Source organism: Aureispira sp. CCB-QB1 (assembly GCF_000724545.1).
Lineage (GTDB): Bacteria > Bacteroidota > Bacteroidia > Chitinophagales > Saprospiraceae > Aureispira.
This window is the reverse complement of the sequence record NZ_JHBV01000049.1, coordinates 48,688-70,593: the sequence shown is the minus strand read 5'-3', so window position 1 is coordinate 70,593 and position 21,906 is coordinate 48,688. Positions and strand designations below refer to the sequence as shown.

Below are 21,906 nucleotides of genomic sequence, written 5' to 3'. Positions count from 1 at the left end.
AGTTCATCTGCCTTCGGCATTTTAAAAATGTTAGCATATTTTTGATTAGTAGAAACAATATACTATAAACGAACAAAAGCCCCTTCTACAAAAGTAGTAGAAGAGGCTCCAATTATTTTGTCAAGGTACAACCTTGTCAGCTTCTATTTATTAAGCGTTGGTGTTCTCTAACAACCCAAAAGTAGCTTTTACTTCATCTACTCGATCCAATTTTTCCCAAGTAAATGTTTCGAACTCTTTACCATTTACAGTAACCAAACCTGGTGTACGTCCCATGTGACCATACGCAGCTGTTTCAGAATAGATAGGATTTCTTAATCCCAAGTTGCGAACGATTGCTGCTGGACGCAAGTCCCATAATTTTGCAATTTTTGCAGCAATTTCTCCATCGTTCATATCAACTTGAGCCGTACCATAAGTATCAACAAACAAACCTACAGGCTCTGCAACACCAATTGCATACGCTACTTGTACCAAACATTGTTTAGCCAAACCAGCCGCAACAATATTTTTAGCAATATGACGAGTAGCATAAGCAGCAGAACGGTCTACTTTTGAAGAATCTTTACCAGAAAAAGCACCACCACCGTGAGCACCTTTACCACCGTAAGTATCTACAATAATTTTACGTCCTGTCAAACCAGTATCACCGTGTGGTCCACCAATAACGAACTTACCAGTAGGATTGATATGGTAAATAATATTGTCGTCAAACAAAGCTTGTACACGTGCAGGTAGTTGAGCCACAACATTAGGAATCAATATATTGATAATGTCTTCTTTGATTTTTGCCAACATCTCTGTATCATCTGCAAAATCATCGTGTTGAGTAGACAATACAATTGTGTTAACACGTATTGGTTGGTGATCGTCACCATACTCAATTGTTACTTGAGATTTAGCATCTGGACGCAAGTAAGGAATTTGCTTCCCTTCTCTACGCAATTTTGCCAACTCTCTTAATAATCTATGCGATAAATCTAATGCCAAAGGCATATAATTATCGGTCTCATCTGTTGCATAACCAAACATCATTCCTTGGTCACCAGCTCCTTGCTCGTCTTCTGATTTTCCAACATCTACTCCTTGAGCTATATCTGCAGATTGCTCATGGATAGCAGAAAGTACTCCACATGAATTTGCGTCAAATTGGTATTCTGATTTTGTATATCCGATTTTACGGATTGTATCGCGTACAACTTTTTGTACATCAACATAAGCCTTAGAGCGAACTTCACCACCTACAACCACCTGACCTGTAGTGACAAATGTTTCACAAGCTACTTTTGATAATGGGTCTTGAGCTAAAAAAGCGTCAATAATAGCATCTGAAATTTGGTCAGCTACTTTGTCTGGGTGTCCTTCCGAAACTGATTCGGACGTAAAAAAATATGGCATAACTAAGATTTTTTAATGTCTTGTATTTAAATTCCAAGCAAAGATAGTTAAATAATACACACTAAAAAACAACTGCATTCTAAAAAGCTATTTTGCTAAAAAAACCAGCTCAAGATCGAGCATATATTAACCTATGCAAACAAAACCAAACCAAGTTAAATTTTAAAAAATACAAAATACACAAAATATAATTTCATTCATTCTGAAAATGAAAAAAGATAAAAAACAAACTATTAAATAGAGCTTTTCTTTATCTAAGCAATTTATCAAATAAGTATTTTGCTTACGCTATTCGAATTAAACGCCTCAAACGCAATAAATAAGCCTTATGCTGAGCCAGTGTCTCTATATTCCCTTCAAAACTTTGAATATTTTTCAAATTAGGAAAACTTAGCTTAGCTTTCGACAGAGAATAGGAACAAATCAAATTGGGGTAATTATATCCCAAAATTAAGCTTTGTAAAGTATCTGTTTTTACTTTTTTTAGACCAATTTTTTTCGCCGTTCGTTCATTAATAATATAGCTGGTTCCTCGAACTTTTAAATTCCCTTCTCCTAAATTTTCGTATTCTTCAATCAAATTTAATAAGCCATCCAAATAAGATTTGACAATGAACTTTGTTCTTTGTTGCCCAGTCAATGTTCGATCCAAAACATAATAGTAATCGAACAAAGTGCCTCCATGAATAGTAATGATTCCATTTTTTTCTCGTTCTGTCAAAAACAAAGGGGAACGATAAACCAACACTCCTTTTTTGACTAAAGATGGCGTGTCAAAAAAAGGGGCAATAATGGACAATGTAATCATTACAAATAACAAAGACAATAAGGGACAACTAAGTGTCCAAAACAAAAAGAATAAAGCCAAATTGAATAAAATTGCTGTAATTGCTATTTTTATTTGTATTTGTTGCTGTTCTTTTTCCGTTTTTAAGTAAAATCGATGTTTCAAATTGGATCATAATAAATAGTTGCTAGAATCATATTCGCTTGCTTTCTTGTTCTTTATTCAAACAATAAAAACGACATACCAAGCTTTGCCTAGCTCAGTCAAAAGGAGCTAAATAATTAGCAAACTACTAAATAAAAGTATGTGAATAGCGATATGAAATAAGCAATCGTTCAGAAAAAATGATACTTTTGCAACAATGCATTTAGTTTTGAGTTCAATATAAGAATAAATTCACTTTGGTTAGTAGTTAGCTACGCTGCTAGCTATTATTTGGTGCAACGTTACTTTTAAAATAAATCAATATACGCCTTGAATCTTGAATTTTTAATTGCCAAACGAGTTGGAACTGCAACAAAAAAATCTTTTTCTAGAGCAATTTTGCGCCTAGCAGTTGTTGCTATTGCCTTAAGCATGGTTGTCATGATTTTGGCAACAGCTATTGTTTCAGGTTTTAAAAATACAATTAGTGAAAAAATATTTGGCTTTTGGGGGCACATTCACATTACTAGTAGTTACTCTCCTTCTAGCTATTCGTTTGAAAGCAGCCCTATTAATCAAAATCAAGATTTCTACCCTAGTGTCGATACAATCAGAAAGGTATTGCACAAAGTACCTGAAACAGATATTATAAACTCAATTGGCTTAAACAGCTACAACCCTAACCTTTACATTGGGTTATCATTCATGCTACTGGCATTGCTTTTTTCTTTTGCGCCCCAATTCTTAAAAAAGCGAATCCGCCTAAGTTATCGTTTATTTGTAGCTTTTCTGCTAACACTTGCCAGCATAGCCTTGCTGGTTACGCAAGAGTATCAAATCGTCCAAAAAGATGTCATTCACGAAACAGAAGGTGGTATTCGACACATCCAACTGTATATTCATAAAGAAGGCATTATCAAAACAAAAGACCAAATTGAGGGTATTGTTTTACGAGGAGTCGGAGCCGACTATGATTGGGATTTTTTAAAACAATACATCAAAGAAGGAGATATTTTAGACACCCAGTCAGAAGATGCTAGCAATGGCATTCTCATTTCTGAAACAACTGCTAATCGTCTAAAATTAAACTTGGGCGATAAGTTTTTGATTTATTTTGTTCAAGAAGGTAATTCCCTTGGGCGAAAGTTTACAGTGGTGGGCATTTACAAAACTGGATTGGAAGAATACGACCGCCGCTTTGCATTGGTTGATGTTCGAAAATTACAACAACTCAACAACTGGCGACCTTTCCGAAGTTATCCTGTTGAATTAAATTTAGATGAGGAACAGTTTATTCTAAAAGGCTTAACGGCTGGAACTGCCCCAACTGATTTAGGGTGGAAGTATGTCCAAGAGCACTGGAATAAAGGCAATCAATTGAACTTTGAAGATCCTAATTTTATGGGAGCTGTTATTCCTCATGAAGTTGCTCGACTCAAAGGAATTGATGTGGGAGATTCCTTGAAGCTAAAATATACCGATACAGGAGGTGACACGCACATGTTCAACTATACAGTCAGTGGTATTTATCAGGGTCCCGAAGATGCTAGAGTGCAAAAAACTGTTTTTGTCAATTGGCAATCTATCAACAACTTGAACCAAGTACTCCCTGCACAAGTTTCTGGATTCGAAATCTTTGTAGACAACATTAAAGATTTGGATGCACTCGGCGATTATACCAATTACGTTGTACTTATGGGCGCAGATCAATACGCCAATACCATCAAGGAAATTCAACCCAATATCTTTGACTGGCTAAGTTTGACCGATATGAACGAGCGAATCATCCTATTATTAATGATCTTGGTTTCAATTATTAATATGACAACCTCTTTAATGATTCTTATTTTAGAACGAACCAATATGATTGGTATTTTAAAGGCATTGGGAACTCCTAATTGGTCTATCCGAAAAGTTTTTCTTTACAATGCAGCTTACATCATCGGCTATGGTTTATTTTGGGGGAATCTTATTGGTATTGGGCTTTGTTTACTGCAAATGCAATTTGGCATCATGACACTTCCCGAAGATTTGTACTATGTATCGGTTGTCCCTATTGAATTTAATTGGCTAACTATTTTAGCTTTAAATATTGGCACCATGTTAATTACATTGGCAGTACTCATTATTCCATCTTGGTTGGTTTCTAAAATTGATCCTGTAAAAGCCATTCGATTTAGCTAAAGTCTACAACTATTAGTACTTCGTGGATTTTTTTTGCCAAAAACTAAAACATCCACAAAGTAATGCAACTATCACAATCCATTTCACTTATATTTTTTAGAATACGCAGACGTGTTCAAAATCTAAAAAATTCTTTGGTCTATTCTGTCTAGAAAATTCTTCTAAGACAGACTTTTCTAATTGGCGTACACCTTATTCCCAATAAGGCTCCTTTTTTCCCTACAGTGTTAAAGCATTGTCCCCATATCAATCATAATTTTGTTTTTCTATCTCCTTAGTGCAAAAAAAGTGAGTTGGACTAAAAAAAGCAGAAACGATTAAATATCAAATATTTAAAAAAATAAAATTTTATAAAAGCCTACATATAGCCCCTTTTTTAGGACAATATAAAATTAATTTATCCTCTATTATTCTCTTCGAGGACTCATATTTGCAATCCCTTTCCACGTCAATTAAAAATTCAATAAGTTGTCTTGTTAAGCACAAGTCGATGTATTCCCTCGCCTCTTTTAAAACCGAACAGATGAACACATCACTTGCTCTATCAGACTTCTTTTTTATCAAACCACAGTCCACTAAAGTTATCTGTCAACTGACAGTAGATGAACTTGCATTTATCATTGGGCTAACTAATTAAAATACTATGAAAACAAATTATTGTTTACGCTTTCAAAAACTATTATTCCTTTGTTTGTTCCTTCTTACGATGGGACAAATGGCCCAAGCAACTCATGCTGTTGGAGCCGACTTAACGTATACTTGTGTTGGCAACAATACTTACGAAATAACCTTAAGGTTTTATAGAGACTGCGGAGGCGTTGCAGCTCCAAGCAGTCCATCAGTTACTATAGCTGGCAATTCAGGATGTTCATCTGTTAGTTCATCTCTAACGCTTTCCTCTGTCAGTTCACAAGAAGTTTCACAAGTTTGCGCTGGCACACAAACCACCTGCGCAGGAGGTTCTGTCCAAGGGACTCAGGAGTTTATCTATCGAGGTCAAATTCAACTACCAACAGGTTGTGATAGCTATACAATTAGCTTTACAGAATGCAACCGAAATTCAAGTATTACCAATCTAAATGCTAATAATGCTTGTATTTATATAGAAACGGTCATCAATACCGCTTTGGCTCCTTGTAATAACTCTCCACAATTTAATAATTTACCTGTACTCTATAGCTGTCAAGGTCAAATTAGCCAGTTTAACCACGGTTTTTTTGATCAAGATGGCGATTCTTTAGTATTTTCTTTAATCAATCCCAAAACAACAAATGGAGCAAACATTTCATTTGTGAGTGGTCTAAGTGCTACTACTCCATTGCGCTTGCAATCGGGAACTACCTTTCAGTTTAATAGTACTAATGGGCAAATGACCTTTACTCCACAAACCAATTTAGGTCAAGTAGCTGTTATTTCAGTAAGAATTGATGAGTATAGAAATGGGCTTAAAATTGGTTCTCTAATTCGAGATTTACAAATGATTATTTCTGCCAATTGCTCTAGTTTACCTCCTGTTTCTGGCGCTATTACTCCAAGTTCTGGAACCGTTACAGGCAACTTAATTGCATCTTGTGGAGGAGCACCTTTAGTCATTGACTTTAGCGTATCTGATCCAGATGCCAACGATATTCTTACAGCCACGAGCGACATTAGTTCTGTAATCAATGGAGCAACAACTTCTGTAACAGGCACCAACCCTATTACCATCCAACTAATTATACCAACCGCTTCCATCCCTTCAGGGAATTATCCATTTACCATTACAGTAAATGATGGTGCTTGTCCTACTCCTAATGTTCAAATTATTGGTTATAATCTGCAAATTACCAATCCCTCTCCTACGGTTACCATCAATGCTAGTGCTACGACAATTTGTTCTAGCGAATCGGTTACATTAACTGCCAATGGGGCAAGTACTTATTCTTGGAATAATAACATAAACAACGGCGTTCCCTTTTCTCCCACCAACAGTGGAACCTACACTGTCATCGGAACAGCCAGCAATGGATGTACAGATACCGCTGACATTAATATTACCGTTAATCCAAGCCCTACGGTTAGCATCAATGCGACAGCAACTACACTCTGCCAAGGAGATTCTGTCACGCTTTCTGGCACAGGTGCCATCAGTTACAGTTGGAACAATAATATTTCTGACGGCGTTGCCTTTTCGCCTAGTGCAACTGATAATTATAGCGTTACAGGTACTGCTAGTAATGGGTGCAGCAATACGAGCCAATTAACAGTCGTTGTCAATCCATTACCAACAGTAGTTGCCAATGCCTCCTCTACCGTTATCTGTCAAGGAGAAGCATTAACCTTAACAGGCTCTGGTGCCGCTAACTATGTTTGGGACAATGGTGTTGTTGATGGGGTTTCTTTTACTCCTACTAGTAATGCCACTTATTCTGTAACAGGAACCGATAATAATGGTTGTGCTAATACAGATCAAGTAACTGTTAATTTTGTCAACACTGCTCCACCCGTTGCCACCAATAGCGCCAACTCCAATCAAATCTGTCAAGGAACCAATACCCTTCTTACAGGAACGGTGAATAGTGCCAATGGAGAAACAATTGCTTGGTATTACAACAATACACTAATACCTGGAGCTAATAGCAGTACCTATGCAGCTCATCAAGCAGGAGACTATTATAATGTGGTTACCAATACTGATGGTTGTACTACGCAATCATCAACAGAAAGCATTACTTTCTTCCCTCAAGAGCAAGCTATTTTTGCTACTTCTGCCGCTAATTTCTGTGGAGGAACGGGCACCATTACCTTAACTGCCAATACTATTGCTGGTGGCAGTTATACTTGGCTTAACAACAACAGTCCTATTTCGGGACAAACGCAAGCTACTTTAGACATTACAACTGTTGGTAATTATCAATTGGTTATCACTAGTTCAAATGGATGTTTAGATACTTCAGCCGTATTTTCGCCAATCAACGCTGCTTATCCACAAATCAATCTTACAGCCCCTAGTAATAGTTATTGTGCTGGTTCTAACTTAACACTAAACGCTAACTTAGATCCAGGAGCGACCTATACTTGGATATTAGATGGTAATAATATTACTACTCCAACGCTAGAAGACAATACAATTAGCATTAATAATAGTGGTATTTATACTGTTGAAGTAACGAATGCTTTGGGCTGTACCGCAACGTCTAATGCCTTAACCATTACAGAAGCACCGCTGCCGACTGCAACAATCAACGCTGCATCTACTAGCTTCTGCGTCGGAGGTTCTACAGAAATTTCTGCCAACTACATTGCAGGAGCTACGTACGAATGGTTTTTAAATGGCAACTCTCTAGGCGCAGCTACAATTGGAGACACGACATGGACTGCTAGCAGCTCTGGTAATTATACCCTTGAAATCAACGATGGCTGCATCAATACATCAAATGCGATCAACCTAACTAGTGTTGCTGTACCTGCTGCGGCTGGTACGATATCAGGATATAGTAATTTGTGTTTTGGAGAAAGTGAAACGTATTCTATTAACAATGTAAATGGTGCCACTTATTACGTATGGACCATTAGCCCTGCTGGTGCTGCAACAATTAGTCAAGGTCAAGGTACCAATACCATTACTCTCAACAGTACCCATGTTGATTTTCAACTTACCGTAGTTCCTACGAACTATTGTGGTGCGGGTACAGCTTCTAATAAAAACATTGATTTAAGCAATGGCTTTGGTTGTCCTGATGTTGCTTTCGCTGCCGATGTAACCAATCCTTGTGAAGGCGATCCTGTTGTGTTCACCAATCACAGTAGTTCCAATTTAGGTTTTGGCTTGAGTCCATTTTGGGACTTTGGAGCAGGAGCATCTCCTGCAACAGCAACTGGTAATGGTCCTCATTCGGTTACTTATGCTACCCCTGGTCTAAAAACCGTTACCTTAGAATATAGAGATCAATTTGGGTTTGCCTTTGATAGCAAGACTAGCGTTGACTACATCAATGTAACCGCCTTCTCTTCTTGTGGCGTTGCTGTTTCTAACATTCAAAATAAAGCCAATATTTCTGTTTATCCTAATCCAACAACAGGAAATGTATCTTTAGATTTGGGGCACATTCCAACGGAAGCAACCATTCAAATTACAAGTGTTCATGGGCAAATATTGCACACTTTAAAGGTAACACAACAACAATACTTAGATTTATCTTTGGAGGGATACCCTTCTGGTTTGTATTTGGTTTCTATTAAGATGGATGCTTCTACAGCCATATTAAAGGTAATAAAAGAGTAATGTCTTGTCACAATAGTTAGCGATACAGCTACTATGTGCTTGTTAAAACACCAACTATTGTTAAACTCTTACGGCAGCTTGCTACACGATGGCAAGCTGTCTTTTTTTGTCTCTAATCCATGCTTATTTTCCATAGAATGATAGCTTCCCCGACTTTATTCCAAGACAATTTTGCAAGCTTTCTAAAATTGTTGTATGTTGTTTTTTGTTATAGCAATATCAAGTTTACCATTTCATAAAAAGGACACTGTTTAGCAAATCACGGGTCATTATAAACACACTAACAAATCGTGCATTCAAAAACACAACTCATACAATACTTCAGGCAGTTCCCTAACACCCAACTAGTTGGGCATTTTTTAAAATTGCTACGATTTGCCTTTGAACAGCTTCAGATCAAGGAAGATGCCTCTAATTTATTGTGTTCTATTCACAGTGACAATACTGCGCTTTATGTACAACTCAACAACTGCCCTATTCTTATTCACAAAGTAAGAGATAGAAAACACTACATAGAACTGCTTTGTCTAGCCAAAGATCAAGACTCTTTACCCAATAGCCAAAATTTTCAAGCTAGCAAACAGAAAATTGGTAAAATGCGTACGGGAATGGCTCGTTTTCAGTTATCCAAACCTGTTTTGACCAATCAAGTAATTATTGCAATTTGGTTACAAGCACTTCAGCTTTTGGCGCAGCAACCTCGCAAAAAAACAACCCATCAAAAGTCTAATAATCTATGGATTTATCGAGCTGCTATGAATATGTTTGTTTACAATGAGCTACTTAAAGATGTAGACAATAAGGATAAGTACTTGACCATTCTTCCCAAGGCCATTCAACAGTTGCTAAAAGAAGATTTGGATATTATAAAGGTCCAACAAGCTAATGTTTTTTGGTTTCAGAAAGCTCAAGAAGTTTTAAAAGCATTCCAAGATATTGAATTATCGCCCAGTATTTACCAACAATTTTTAGAAGACTATCAACTATTTGAAGGACGTTACGACAGCTTTGTTCAATCTGTTCAAAATAAAAAGCCTTATGCTGATTTTGCTTTATTAATAGGAAAACTAATTGCTTATATAGATGAAAAAGCAGCGGCCAAACAAGAGTGGAATGATTATTCAGACAAACGCTGTGTTGCCTATACTGGTATTCGACAAAACTTGTGGATTCAACAATTAACACAATACAAACAGGCTGGCAATGACTTAGATGCGATTCGCACTACAAATATCAAAGACGCCTTACTCTACTTAATTCATCCAGAGGAGCATACGCCTATTCTGTCGACTAAAAATCAACGCCAAATTGCCAACCACTTATTAGATAGTACTTATCAAGCCGATTTATTTACCTTGCAACTGGTCAGCTATTTTAACAAGTTTGATTTATCGGCAACAAGCTTCAGTAATTATACCTATCTAATCAAACTATTGTTGTATGCTCCTAGCATACAAAATTTGTGGAAATACACCGATGAGGATATTTATTATGATGAAATCACGCACCAACAAGTTACAGAGCCAAGTAATGGTTATAAAATAGCGGCTAATACTAAATTTCCTCTCAATCAAATCCTCTATGGTCCACCAGGTACGGGAAAAACGTTTGAAAGTATTCGCAGAGCCATTGCGATTGTCGAAAATAAGTCGTGGACACTGGTGCAACAGATGGATGCCAACACCATTCAAAAACGCTTTGATGCTTACGTAAGTAATGGGCAAGTTGTTTTTACTACTTTTCATCAAGCGATGTCGTATGAGGACTTTGTCGAGGGTATCAAGCCTGTTGTTGTTGACAATCAAGTCCATTACAATCTACAAAATGGTATTCTTAAAAACCTTTGCCACCATGCGTTACAAGATCCAGACAAAACCTTTGTACTAATTATAGATGAGCTAAACCGAGGAAACGTTGCCAATATTTTTGGGGAATTGATTACCTTATTGGAAGAAGACAAACGCCTTCAAATGCTCAATGCCTTAAAAGTACAACTTCCCTACTCCAAAACGCTTTTTTCATTGCCACCCAATTTATATTTGATTGCTACAATGAATACAACCGATCGAAGTATTGAGCAGTTGGATATGGCCTTGCGGCGCCGATTTTCTTTTATAGAAATGTTGCCTGATTCTATCTTATTGAGTGAAAATATTGAAGGCGTAAACCTTCGACTGATGCACCAAAAGATGAATGAACGCATTGGTATTTTGCTAGACGATCATCACTTAATTGGGCATTCTTATTTCATGAATATTAGTAGTCTCAATGAGTTGCAAGAAATTTTTAAAACACAAATTATTCCTCTTTTGTTAGAATACTTTTATGGTGATTTTGGTAAAATTGGCTTGGTACTCGGCAAAGATTTTTTGGATCTAAAAAAAATAGAATACAATCGTTTTGCTAATTTTGATTACGAGGGCTTAGATCGTGCTTGGGACAAACCAATGTACAGCATAAAAGACTTCCCATTACCCAAAGATGCTTATCAAAATATTTATCAATAATTTGTTGTACTTTCTTGGTCATGTCGTTATATATATTTAACTTGCAGTAGTTAAATAAATATACTCTTCAAAAAGGTGATTTAATTATTAAATTTAAAGGGTCATTTATTCAATAATACTATCACTATCTATCTATCAACAACCCGAGGATATTAAGATTTAACAATTCCCACCAAATCACCAAAGGAACATCAAGCCATTCCCGCTTGGTGTTTTTTTTGCTCTGTGGCAATCTATAATATCTATCACAAAAAATTTAAAACCATTAATGCATTTGTTAAAAGTAGTTTTTATTTTCCCCCTCCTATTTTCAATACTTACAGGATGCACCAATACACAGTCCTCTCCTCAACAAACAGATTTAAAAAATGTCCTTAGCGGCAAAGAATTATTCATAGAATGGGGTCAAAAAAACTTGATCTCTTTTGAGAACGAAGCAAAGTTGCTTTCTGATAGTTTGCTCGAAAAAATTGCAGCGGATATTGCCAACGCTAAAGTTGTTCTACTCAGCGAGGGATTTCACAATTGTGAAGAGATGTTACGCTTGCAACAACAACTCATCCCCTACTTAATAGAACACAAAGGGTTTAATACAGTCATTACAGAAAGTGGCTTGCCTGAATCCAAATATATGAACGATTATATCCATGGCAAAGACTCCATCTCTAATTTATGGGAACGAAGTGTCGGAAGCATGTACACCCAATGGAAAACAGGTCGAAAAACCATCGAATCACTTCGCACATATAATCAACAACATGCCAACCAAGTGGATTACATCGGAGCAGATATTGGCGGTTTTTATAATAATTGGCGATTTCCATTTGAGCAAATCTTCTCTTATATAGATTCAGTAGATGCTCCTCTTTCCAAACAACTTAGGCGAGACATGGCTCCTTACTTCAAAGTGATGACTAAATGGGCAGCTTATCATTATATGATTAAATTAACGGACAAACAGAAAAATAACTTGATGGTTATTTTGGAAGATTTAATTGACTCATTCCAATCTAACAAAGCGACCTATATTAGCAGAAGCAGTCTCAAAGATTATCAATGGATTTTGCAGTGTATTCGCTCGATGCGAATGGCTGAAAATTATTATCGAAATTACCAAGATGCCACTGATAGCGTCAATAGCCATTCAAAATATGCGGGGTTAAATGGTCGAGAAATTGCCATGGCTAAGAATATTCAATGGGCGTTATCATATAAAAAAGAGGCTAAAATTATTGTTGTCAATCACGTTGTTCATACTAAAACAGCCTCTCAGTACCAAGGCGAAATGTATGGCAATTTTACACCAATGGGACAACTGCTGCAACAGCAACTCAAGGATAGTTTGTATGTCATAGGTATGGTTTATGGGAAAGGACTTTTCTGGAACAAATGGCAAGTGCCCGACAAACGTTTTGTGGATACCATCCCCGCACCACCTATAGAAAGTATGGAGCACGTGATGAAAGCAATTGCAACAAAGAACTATTACCTCAATTTCAAAAAGGTGCCATCTTCTACCTATAGTTGGTTCAATGCCAATACAATGATAAAAGAAAATGATTATGAGATAACAATCAGACCCTCTGAGTGGGATGCCTGCTTTTATCTACACGAGGTTCATCCAGCCAAGCCTGTGGAATAAGTAATCGTTCAAAAAATAATAATTGCATCATGTCCACATTCACAATAAACATTCGACAAGAGACCCCACTAGATCATGCAGCTGTATTTGAACTAATAGAACAAGCATTTGCCAATATTGAATACAGCGATCACAAAGAACATTTTTTGGTAGAACGATTAAGAAAGTCAGAAGCTTTCGTTCCAGAACTTTCTTTGGTTGCTGAAGTAGATGGGGCGATTGTAGGGTATATTTTAGTTTCCAAATTGAGCATCAAAAACCAGACGTCTAGTGTGGAATCATTAGCGTTAGCTCCCGTAGCTGTTTTGCCCGAGTTCCAACACAAAGGCATTGGGGGGCAACTCATTAGAAAAGCACATATTATTGCTCAAGAATTAGGGTTTAAATCAATTATTTTACTAGGCCATGCGGAGTACTATCCTAAATTTGGCTATCAAGCATTACACACCTTTTCTATAACATATCCTTTTGATGTTCCCAAAGAAAATGTGATGGCAATTGAGCTAGAAAAAGGAAGTCTTTCGAATGTATTTGGTATGGTTGAGTATCCCAAAGAGTTTTTGGAGTAACATACTCCTTACTTAGTTTAATTTTATTTCAAAGCAAACTCCAAAGGCACCTTTAAGGTCACAACAAAATTTCTACCTTGTTCTGGAATTTCTAGAATGCGATAACGACTAAGGTGGTTCAAATAAGCTGTGTTCAACAAGTTTTGAGCTTGCACACCAATTTGTATCACCTGCTTCCGAATGCGAATTTTAAACCCTAGCCCTGCATCTAACAGATGATAAGCTGGTGTTTTAGGCTCGTTTCGATCCGTCCGATTTTGAGCAAAAGAATAACGATGCGTAATTTGAGCATAAATATTTTCTAAAAATCCCAGTTTTTTCCACTCGTATCGCACTTCTGACAAAATGCTAGCTGGCGGCGTAAAAGGCAATCCTAATTGAGTTTGTAAATTAACATTCCAAACATATTCATACCCTTGCCTAAGGGTTAACTCAGGTACAGGTTGCCAAGACCAATCTAATTCACCTCCGGCATAAATCGCATCTGTTTGCACGTATTGATACAATTGCCCTGCTTCTGGCAGTGTTGAAAACTTTCCTGTCGGACTCAAATAAATATACTGCTGAAAATAATTTCCAAATCCCGTTATAGTTGCTTGGACTGTCTTCCACTTTATATGACTAGATAATTCTAATTGGTAACCATGTTCTGGCTTTAAGTCAGGCGTTCCCATTTCATGTCGAAACGTACCGTGATGAATCCCATTCGCTGCGGTTTCAGAAGGGTAAGGCACTCGATAACTTTTCCCCAAATTTACTTGAAAATTCCAAACATCTTTCCGTAAGACATAATTCATTCCCAAAGCTGCCGCATAGTTAAAAAAATGTTGCTGATTCATCGCTACCTTGGGTAGGTATTGTATGGTTTGGCGTTCGCCGTAGACTGCTTGTGCATACTTGTCATTATAATTATAAGCATAATCTAGTCGAAGTCCCGCACTAAGTACCCATCGTTTGTTCGGTTTGAATGTACCAAACCAATATCCCCCAGTACGGACGGTCTGAAAGTTGGGCAATAAAAACTCAAAACCTGCCCGTTGATTGATTTGATATTGAAAGCTTCCTCCATACACATGTTTCCATTTCTTATTGACATTTTGAGTAAAGATCAAATCACCACTAACCGTTTGCAGGTTCAACTGCAAGGCGACATCAGAATTATCTGTTGGGGGCAATTGATGATAATGCGGGAAGGAGTATTCTTGTCGTAAATTATTTTGATAACCGATATTCAATTGCAAACGATGTTGTTTGATAGTCAAATCATTGTTCCAAACCAAACTAAAATGATTCACTTGTTGACTTGGCACATCAATATCTCGGTCGTTGCCATCTATATCCAAAGCATAGGATCTAGGAATTCCTACGGCTCCTGAAAAAATACCTGCATTCAAATAATAATGACTAAAAGTCAACCTGCTTACGCCCCAATCTTTTATCAGCCCCAAACTAGCTCTTATATTTCGCTCTTTGCCAGCTGTATTTTTGAGCTGTTGATTGTATATTGGCAAAACAAACTCATTATATACAAAAACTTCCGCAGGAACTCTATAATCTCCAAAATCCTGATAACTAAAACGAGCATCAAAGAAAAAATCAGATATTCGCCCTGCTACACTAGCAGACATTCCAGCATGCTGGTTATTGGTTTTATAAATTCCCAATAAACTGGCTTTAATTCTATTTTTGGGAATAATCTTATTTGGCAAAATATTCACAGCGCCCCCTAATGCATCTGAACCATAGCGCAAAGAAGCTGCCCCCTTAATAATCTCAATTCGATCTACTCCAAATTGATCAATTTCTAGCCCATGGTCAGCACCCCATTGTTGTCCTTCTTGTTTGATACCATTATTGTTGACAACAATTCGATTAAATGACAATCCACGAATAACAGGTTTGGCGATTCCCACCCCAACATTGATAGCATTTACTCCAGTTACTTTTTCTAATGATTTCGCAAAAGTTCCCTGTGCATTCTCTTCAAAAAACTGCCCATCAAGACTAGTCTTTTGGTCTATACTCAACGCAGCTTCTTCGTTGACCACAATAGCAACATCTTTGTAATTAGTTGCTGCAAACTCAATATTTACCAACACAGAAGCCCCTTTTTCTACTAGTATTTTTTCTTGAATGCTTTCAAACCCCACATAGCTATATTGTAATGTATATGCACCTTCTTTTACCTCAAATTCATAATAGCCTTGGGCATCTGTTAATGTTGTTAATGACAACTCCATCAACTCAACAAAAACATTAGCAAGTATTTGATTGTCCTCTGTTGTAACCTGTCCATGTATGCGACTATTTTGAGCAGCAACCAAACCAAAGCAAAAAAATAGGAGGAATATGGTAGTTATTAATTTCATAATACAAAGATAATCCATTTGCAACAGTGTTGCAAAAATAATGCAACAAAGTTGCGTTTAAAAATAAATCTTTGATACCATTAAATTACTTGTTATCTTGGTCGCATAAAGACACCATTTGTGATGAAAACCAGTAACTACATACAAGTATTTGAACACCAAGTATTGCGAGTTGATCAACAACAATTGACCGTACAGCAGTTTGATGCATTGGCTTATTTTAATGAGCAACACGATCAAAAATACTTTAGTCTGCTACACAAAGGTGTTCGCTTTCGCCAATATGTTGGAGTGTTGCAAGTTGGAGAATTAACCATTGAAATTTTACCCAAAACAGATCAACATAGCCACCGTCCCCAAAATTGGCAGAAGGTGCTGTTAGATTTGCTGCATGCTTGCGAATTTCTCAAAGTTGATGCTTTGACCAAAGCCCCTTTGCAGCTAAAAACAAGTCCATTACTTTGGCTTTATATTGAGCTTTTTGTTCAGGAAATAGAACAATTATTATCACAAGGTTTGCAAAAAAATTATCGCAAACAGAGCCAAAATGCCCACCACTGGAAAGGACAAGTTAACTTTGCCAAACAATTGCAAAAAAACCTCACACAACCACATCAAATTTACATCAGTCATCAAACTTATGATTACCAACATCCCATCCATCAAGTACTGTATAAAGCGTTAAACATTATCGCACAATTCTGGATTGACCATAACTTAAAAAAGAAAATCCAGTATCTCATCAAGGCGTTTCCCAAACAACAAGAAATTGTTGTCACAGAAACTCTATACAACCAATTATACGCTGCTCCCAAATTTAGAAAATACCACGCTGCTTTGGATTTAGCTCGAATGATCACCTTACAATACAGTCCTGATATAAGATTGGGTAATTGCCCTGTTTTGGCGATTTTATTTGATATGAATCAACTATTCGAACAATACATCCAACAACAACTAAAGAAAACACTAGACAACAGTTGGCAAGTCAAGGCGCAGGCTTCCAAGCGTTTTTGGGCAAATCGGAACCTTCGCCCAGATATTTGGTTGAGTCACGAGGGCAATAATTATATTTTGGATACCAAATGGAAGATTTTAAAACGCCCCTCTCCTTCTGACGAAGATCTGCGACAAATGTATGCCTATAATCACAATTTCAAAGCTAGCAAAAGCTTATTGATTTACCCCAATGTTTTTGATTTGTCTCAACGCAGTGCCGCTTATGCACAACCCATTTTAGTACAAGGCAAAGCCGTTGAGCATTATTGTAAGGTTATTTTTGTTAATGTTTTGAATAAAAAAGGTACCTTAAACACCTATATTGCTCAAGATATTATCCAACATTTAGACCTCGACTAGGAAACTCTTTAAATAGATAAATTATTTTTAAGACTGCTTATGACCACTGTTTTGCCTTCTGAAACAACCACACACACACCAATAAGTATTTGGACCATTCGCATTATTACACTGGCATTTTTTGCTCAAATGCTCCTGTCAACAAATCTATGGTTTCCCTATGATCGTTCTTATCCAACAATTCCGCTACTCCCTTTTCTTAGTTTTAGTTTTGGTGCAACACTGACGCCCCTGCTCAGTGGTTTATTTTTGGGGTGTTTTAGTTGGGCTAGTTGTTCTCCAAAATGGAGAGAACAAGCACTTTGGATAGGTATCATTAGTCTATTCTTGTTAATTCTGGAGGATATCAATCGCTTTCAAGCTTGGGTCTATATTTATACTACTTTGTTGAGTATTGTTGGTTGGAATTGGCGGAAAAAACAACCTCAACAATTGCGTCTTAGCTTACAATTTACAATGGCAATGGTTTATTTTTGGACAGGTGCCCAAAAATTAAACATTCAATTTATCACAGATGTCTATCCTTGGCTTGTCAAAGTCTTTGAAGCTACAAAATGGCTAGCAGAGTACCCTAACTTGGGCTATGGAGTTGGCTTGTTTGAAATTTTACTTGGAATAACTTTATTAATTCCCAAAACTCAAAAAATCGGAGTGTTACTTGGAACAGGATTACATCTAGGAATCTTGATTTTGCTTATAAGTGACGAATGGAACAGCGTTGTTTATCCTTGGAATGTTGCCATGATTGCATTGCTTTTTACCTTGTTTTGGAAAAAAGAAAACGACGACCTTCCCTCCTCAGAATCACTCCCTATGCGCCCCAACTTAGGAATTATTATTTTATTTGGAGTACTTCCATTTTTTGATTTCTTTCAACTCATCCCCCACTGCCTAGCACTAGGCATGTACTCTGGCACCTCAATGGAATGTGATTTAATTCTTGATGATAATGGTCGGGCAAACTGTGTTCCTCCCAAATTACACGAAAAATTGCTGTACCAATCAGACACTCAATCTATCCTATCTTTAGACGACTGGGGTGTCGAGGATTTGAACATCCCACCTTTTGCTTCTGAGCGAGTTTATAGAGCTGTAGCCAAAGAATTTTGCCAATGCTCTCACTCCTACCAAGGCTATGCAGAATTTTACTATCCTGAACGCTGGAAAGATGAAGATCGACAATCCGTTGTCTCTTGCCAAGAGCTACTTCAAGAAGATTGATGATTCTAAAAAAAGAAACGGCATTCTGCATCAACCAGAACGCCCATTTCTTAACCATAACAAACTTCTATCTTTGATAAGTAGCTATCAATAGTTAGCTGCGCTCACGAAGTACCACGAAGTAGCAGCGAAGCTAAACTAATATAAATGTGCTTTTTTATCTTTTTGGTAACTAAGCTTGCGATCTCACGAGCGCAGCGAGCTAAAAAAGTAAACAACTAAGCGATAGCGATCTCACGACCGCAGGGAGCTACCACGAAGTAGCACCGTAGGTAATCAACGAACTACTAAACTATAACACTTATTGTTTTTTTATAAAACGGCGGGTTACTGCTTGCCCTCCCTGTTGCACACGCAAAATGTAAACACCATTAGGATACTCCTTAACGTTTAACAAGATGCTGTTTGCCCCTTTTTCGACTGGTAAATCTGTAGCATTAGACATTTGTTGCCCAATAACATCGTATACTTCAATACGGATTGCGCCTTCTTCTGTTGTTACATAATCGACTGTTAAATTGCTAGATACAGGATTTGGAGCTAAGGTAACAACAGGCTGTGGTTTTGTTTCAAAATTAATAGCCACCACTTTAGAATACGTCTGTGTTCCATCCACATCGACTTGTCCAAGTCGATAATAATTTACTCCAAGATGAGGTTTTGTATCTAAATACTTGTACTGATTTCTATTCGAACGCCCATTACCCTGTGCTTGCTGGGTGTTAATAGATTCAAATACAACCCCGTCCGACGATTTTTCTAGGGTATAATAATCCACACCAACTTCATTTTGAGTTTTCCAGTCTAACTGAACATGTTTATCCAAACGATTGGCTTCAAAACTCAGCAAATCTACAGGCAACAAAGTAGATGGCGGCGGTCCCAAATCTCCAATTCCAAATCCAGAAAATCCTGTATTGAAGGTTGCCGTTAAGGTTACATCCGTTCCAAAACTTCCTATTGTTGCTGGCTCTTGCTCAATTGTATAAGCTGTATAATTTCCGCTATTTACTGCTGAGATAGGCGTATTGGAGACCTTAACAATTTTTAAAACACTACGATTTTTACCTGTTGCCGTTTCCCAAGCAGAAATTTCAGCTTCTGTATAGTATAACGTAATCGTGTAAGCACCTGTTGGAGTGTTGTTTGTTGGAGCCACAAAAAAAGTTTTAGCCGCTAAGGCATTCGCTGGATTAGCATTCCAAAATGGAGCCGTTGTTCCTCCTGCTGCGGTTGCATCTCGATCGACCTCTACACGAGTACATTGATAGTTCCAATTGGATAAGTTTTCAATTGTTCCCATTATATCGCCACTTGTTCGATCGTAATAATGAACGATTTCCATGCCTCTGACTGGAATATTTTGAGGAGAAGCCGTATTATCAGTAACTTGAATGTTCGCTGGTGCATCTGCTGTAACCACTATATTGTCCACAGCTAAGCCATAAAACCATCCTCCATCATCATCATATCTAAAGCGAATTTGAATGTTTGCTTGACCAATATATGGTGTCAAATCGACTGTTGTTCCATTCACCCATGGAGTTGATCCTACTCCACCGTTTACAGTACTTGTATTGGTTAATGTCGCAATGGTCGTATATCCTCCACCTGTCGAAATTTGCACTTCTGCTGTTTCCCGTTGCAAATCAGCAAAAGCGTGGTCAAACGTTAAAGTTGCCGAAGTATAAGCACCTGCCAAACTAAATACAGGCGACCTTAAACGATCGTTTGCCTTATCACAATTACAATTGTCATCGTTAGAATAGGCAAATTGTGTATTATTGGTGTTGGCAATCGTCCAATAAGGACTACTGGCATTAGCGGCATTGGCTACTAAAAAACGATCTGATCCATTGTTACCTTGTGCAGTAAATGGCGCCAAACCAGTTTCAAAATCTTGATTTAACAACGTTACGGTTCCCCCTCCTGTTGGGGGAATATCATCGTCATTAATCGTTAAATCATGATCTGCTAAATCTCCACTAGCAGCAACAGCATCTCCTGTTGTTGCTACATTAAAAGCAAGCAACAAAGTTTCTACACTTTCTACGACTCCATCATCATAAATGCGAACTCGAACCTGTTGAGTTGGAGTAGCTCCTGCTGGAAATGTCATTGTTGCAGGGCTAATATCATAATCAATGCCATTAGCAGCTGTTCCAGAGGTTGTAAATGTCACTGTTGCAGCCGCAGAAGGAGCCATTGTAATATTGACATCTAACAATACATCTTGAAAATTACACCCTGTTCCTTCATTAACAATTGTACCACCTCCACTAACAAAACCTATTGTTGGGACAGGAACACCACATTTTGTTGAATTGGGCAAACTTACTCGCCTAGGAGAAGCCGCCATCACAGCACGAACTCGCGCTTTTTGGTCTGCTGTAAAAACATCCATGCAAGCATCGTTGGTATAATCCATATAATTTTCTACCATATCTCGAGTCCCACAAGAGTTGTGATTCGGACATCCTCCATTAGAAGCATCGGATTCAGGAGTATCGGCACAAAAATCGTCTACACCGCAACCGCCATCTCCCCAAATATGCCTTAATCCAACCCAATGCCCAACTTCATGTGTTAATGTTCTTCCCAAGTTATAAGGAGCAGAAGGACCTGGATTGGCAACAGAACCAATTGTTCCAGCTCCAACAACAACCCCGTCTGTATTGGCAGCACCGCCATTAGCGTTTAAGCCTGCCAAACCAGAGTTACTTGGGAATTGTGCCCAACCCAACAAGCCCCCAGATAAGTTGGCACTCCATATATTCATATAATCATTAGGATCCCACTGCGTAGCGGGCTTAATTGTTCCATCTACAAAATTACTTGTAAAAGGACCATCTCCATAGGTTGTTATTCTATTGATGCCAGGTTCTGCCATAAGATTATCAGAAGGATCTAAAGTTGCTAGACAAAATTGCACTTCTACATCGGCAGCAGCAGGATCTGTACTTCCTGACAAATTTCTAAAATCAAGATTTAATTGATCTAATTGTGCTTGTATCAATGCAGCTGAAACATTGTCAATTCCTGCACCGTCTGTAATCACATGAAAAACGACAGGAATAGTTAAAACAGGGGCTCGATACCCTGCACTGACATTCGCTTTATAGGCATCTACCAAAGGTGCAAGCCAACGTTCAAACTCTTCTAAAGTTCCTTCTTCAGGATGGTGTTGCCTGTGGTAAGCATCTATCTCCATAGTAGCACATCGAGTATCGTGGATATGGAGCGGTGTTTTTTGTGCACTAATTGTTGCACTAAACATAAAAATAATCAGTAAACTCAAGTAGATTTGTTGCATAACCTTTTTTTTAACAGTTAGATATTTTTTTCAACGTTTACAATAGTTTTAGCTAAACATTGCGTTCTCTAGCTGGGGGATAATTATATTTGGCTATGAGGCGAATTACAATAATAATAATTTTAATCCATTATAAAACATAGAATTAT

At 37.6% G+C, this 21,906-nt stretch carries 11 protein-coding genes; 7 read left to right on the top strand and 4 right to left on the bottom strand.

Annotated elements, in window-relative coordinates:
* Positions 1-150 precede the first annotated feature (150 nt).
* Positions 151-1,398, bottom strand: a complete 1,248-nt coding sequence (metK, locus tag CG11_RS25520) for a methionine adenosyltransferase (RefSeq protein ID WP_052599799.1) — start codon at positions 1,396-1,398, stop codon at positions 151-153.
* A gap of 283 nt (positions 1,399-1,681) precedes the next feature.
* The gene (locus CG11_RS25515) at positions 1,682-2,350 is read right to left on the bottom strand and encodes a hypothetical protein (protein WP_052599798.1); all 669 of its coding nucleotides are present in this window, start codon (positions 2,348-2,350) and stop codon (positions 1,682-1,684) included.
* Between the two features lie 309 nt (positions 2,351-2,659).
* Between CG11_RS25515 and CG11_RS25510 the strand changes: the two genes are divergently transcribed.
* From CG11_RS25510 to CG11_RS25490, 5 genes are all read left to right on the top strand, one after another.
* Complete coding sequence (locus CG11_RS25510; RefSeq protein ID WP_052599797.1) at positions 2,660-4,513, top strand: ABC transporter permease; 1,854 nt, start codon at positions 2,660-2,662, stop codon at positions 4,511-4,513.
* A gap of 643 nt (positions 4,514-5,156) precedes the next feature.
* A complete protein-coding gene (locus CG11_RS25505; RefSeq protein WP_081909653.1) occupies positions 5,157-8,777 on the top strand; it encodes a T9SS type A sorting domain-containing protein in 3,621 nt (1,206 codons plus the stop codon).
* Positions 8,778-9,067: 290 nt separating this feature from the next.
* Positions 9,068-11,284: an McrB family protein gene (locus CG11_RS25500; RefSeq protein WP_156039902.1), complete on the top strand. Its 2,217-nt coding sequence runs from the start codon at positions 9,068-9,070 to the stop codon at positions 11,282-11,284.
* A gap of 268 nt (positions 11,285-11,552) precedes the next feature.
* Positions 11,553-12,926 carry an erythromycin esterase family protein gene (locus CG11_RS25495; RefSeq protein ID WP_052599794.1) on the top strand — a complete coding sequence of 458 codons (1,374 nt, stop codon included), beginning with the start codon at positions 11,553-11,555 and terminating at the stop codon, positions 12,924-12,926.
* A gap of 29 nt (positions 12,927-12,955) precedes the next feature.
* Complete coding sequence (locus CG11_RS25490) at positions 12,956-13,495, top strand: GNAT family N-acetyltransferase (RefSeq protein WP_197043941.1); 540 nt, start codon at positions 12,956-12,958, stop codon at positions 13,493-13,495.
* 23 nt (positions 13,496-13,518) lie between these two features.
* Here CG11_RS25490 and CG11_RS25485 read toward each other — a convergent pair whose 3' ends face one another.
* Positions 13,519-15,864 carry a TonB-dependent receptor gene (locus CG11_RS25485; RefSeq protein ID WP_052599793.1) on the bottom strand — a complete coding sequence of 782 codons (2,346 nt, stop codon included), beginning with the start codon at positions 15,862-15,864 and terminating at the stop codon, positions 13,519-13,521.
* 123 nt (positions 15,865-15,987) lie between these two features.
* Here CG11_RS25485 and CG11_RS25480 point away from each other — a divergent pair, with 123 nt between their 5' ends.
* Positions 15,988-17,223 carry an McrC family protein gene (locus CG11_RS25480; protein ID WP_052599792.1) on the top strand — a complete coding sequence of 412 codons (1,236 nt, stop codon included), beginning with the start codon at positions 15,988-15,990 and terminating at the stop codon, positions 17,221-17,223.
* Positions 17,224-17,262: 39 nt separating this feature from the next.
* Positions 17,263-18,444, top strand: coding sequence for a hypothetical protein (locus CG11_RS25475; protein ID WP_052599791.1), 1,182 nt, complete (start codon positions 17,263-17,265; stop codon positions 18,442-18,444).
* Positions 18,445-18,745: 301 nt separating this feature from the next.
* Here the strand turns inward: CG11_RS25475 and CG11_RS25470 are convergent, their stop codons facing one another.
* Positions 18,746-21,757, bottom strand: a complete 3,012-nt coding sequence (locus tag CG11_RS25470; protein ID WP_052599790.1) for a M43 family zinc metalloprotease — start codon at positions 21,755-21,757, stop codon at positions 18,746-18,748.
* Positions 21,758-21,906: the final 149 nt, after the last annotated feature.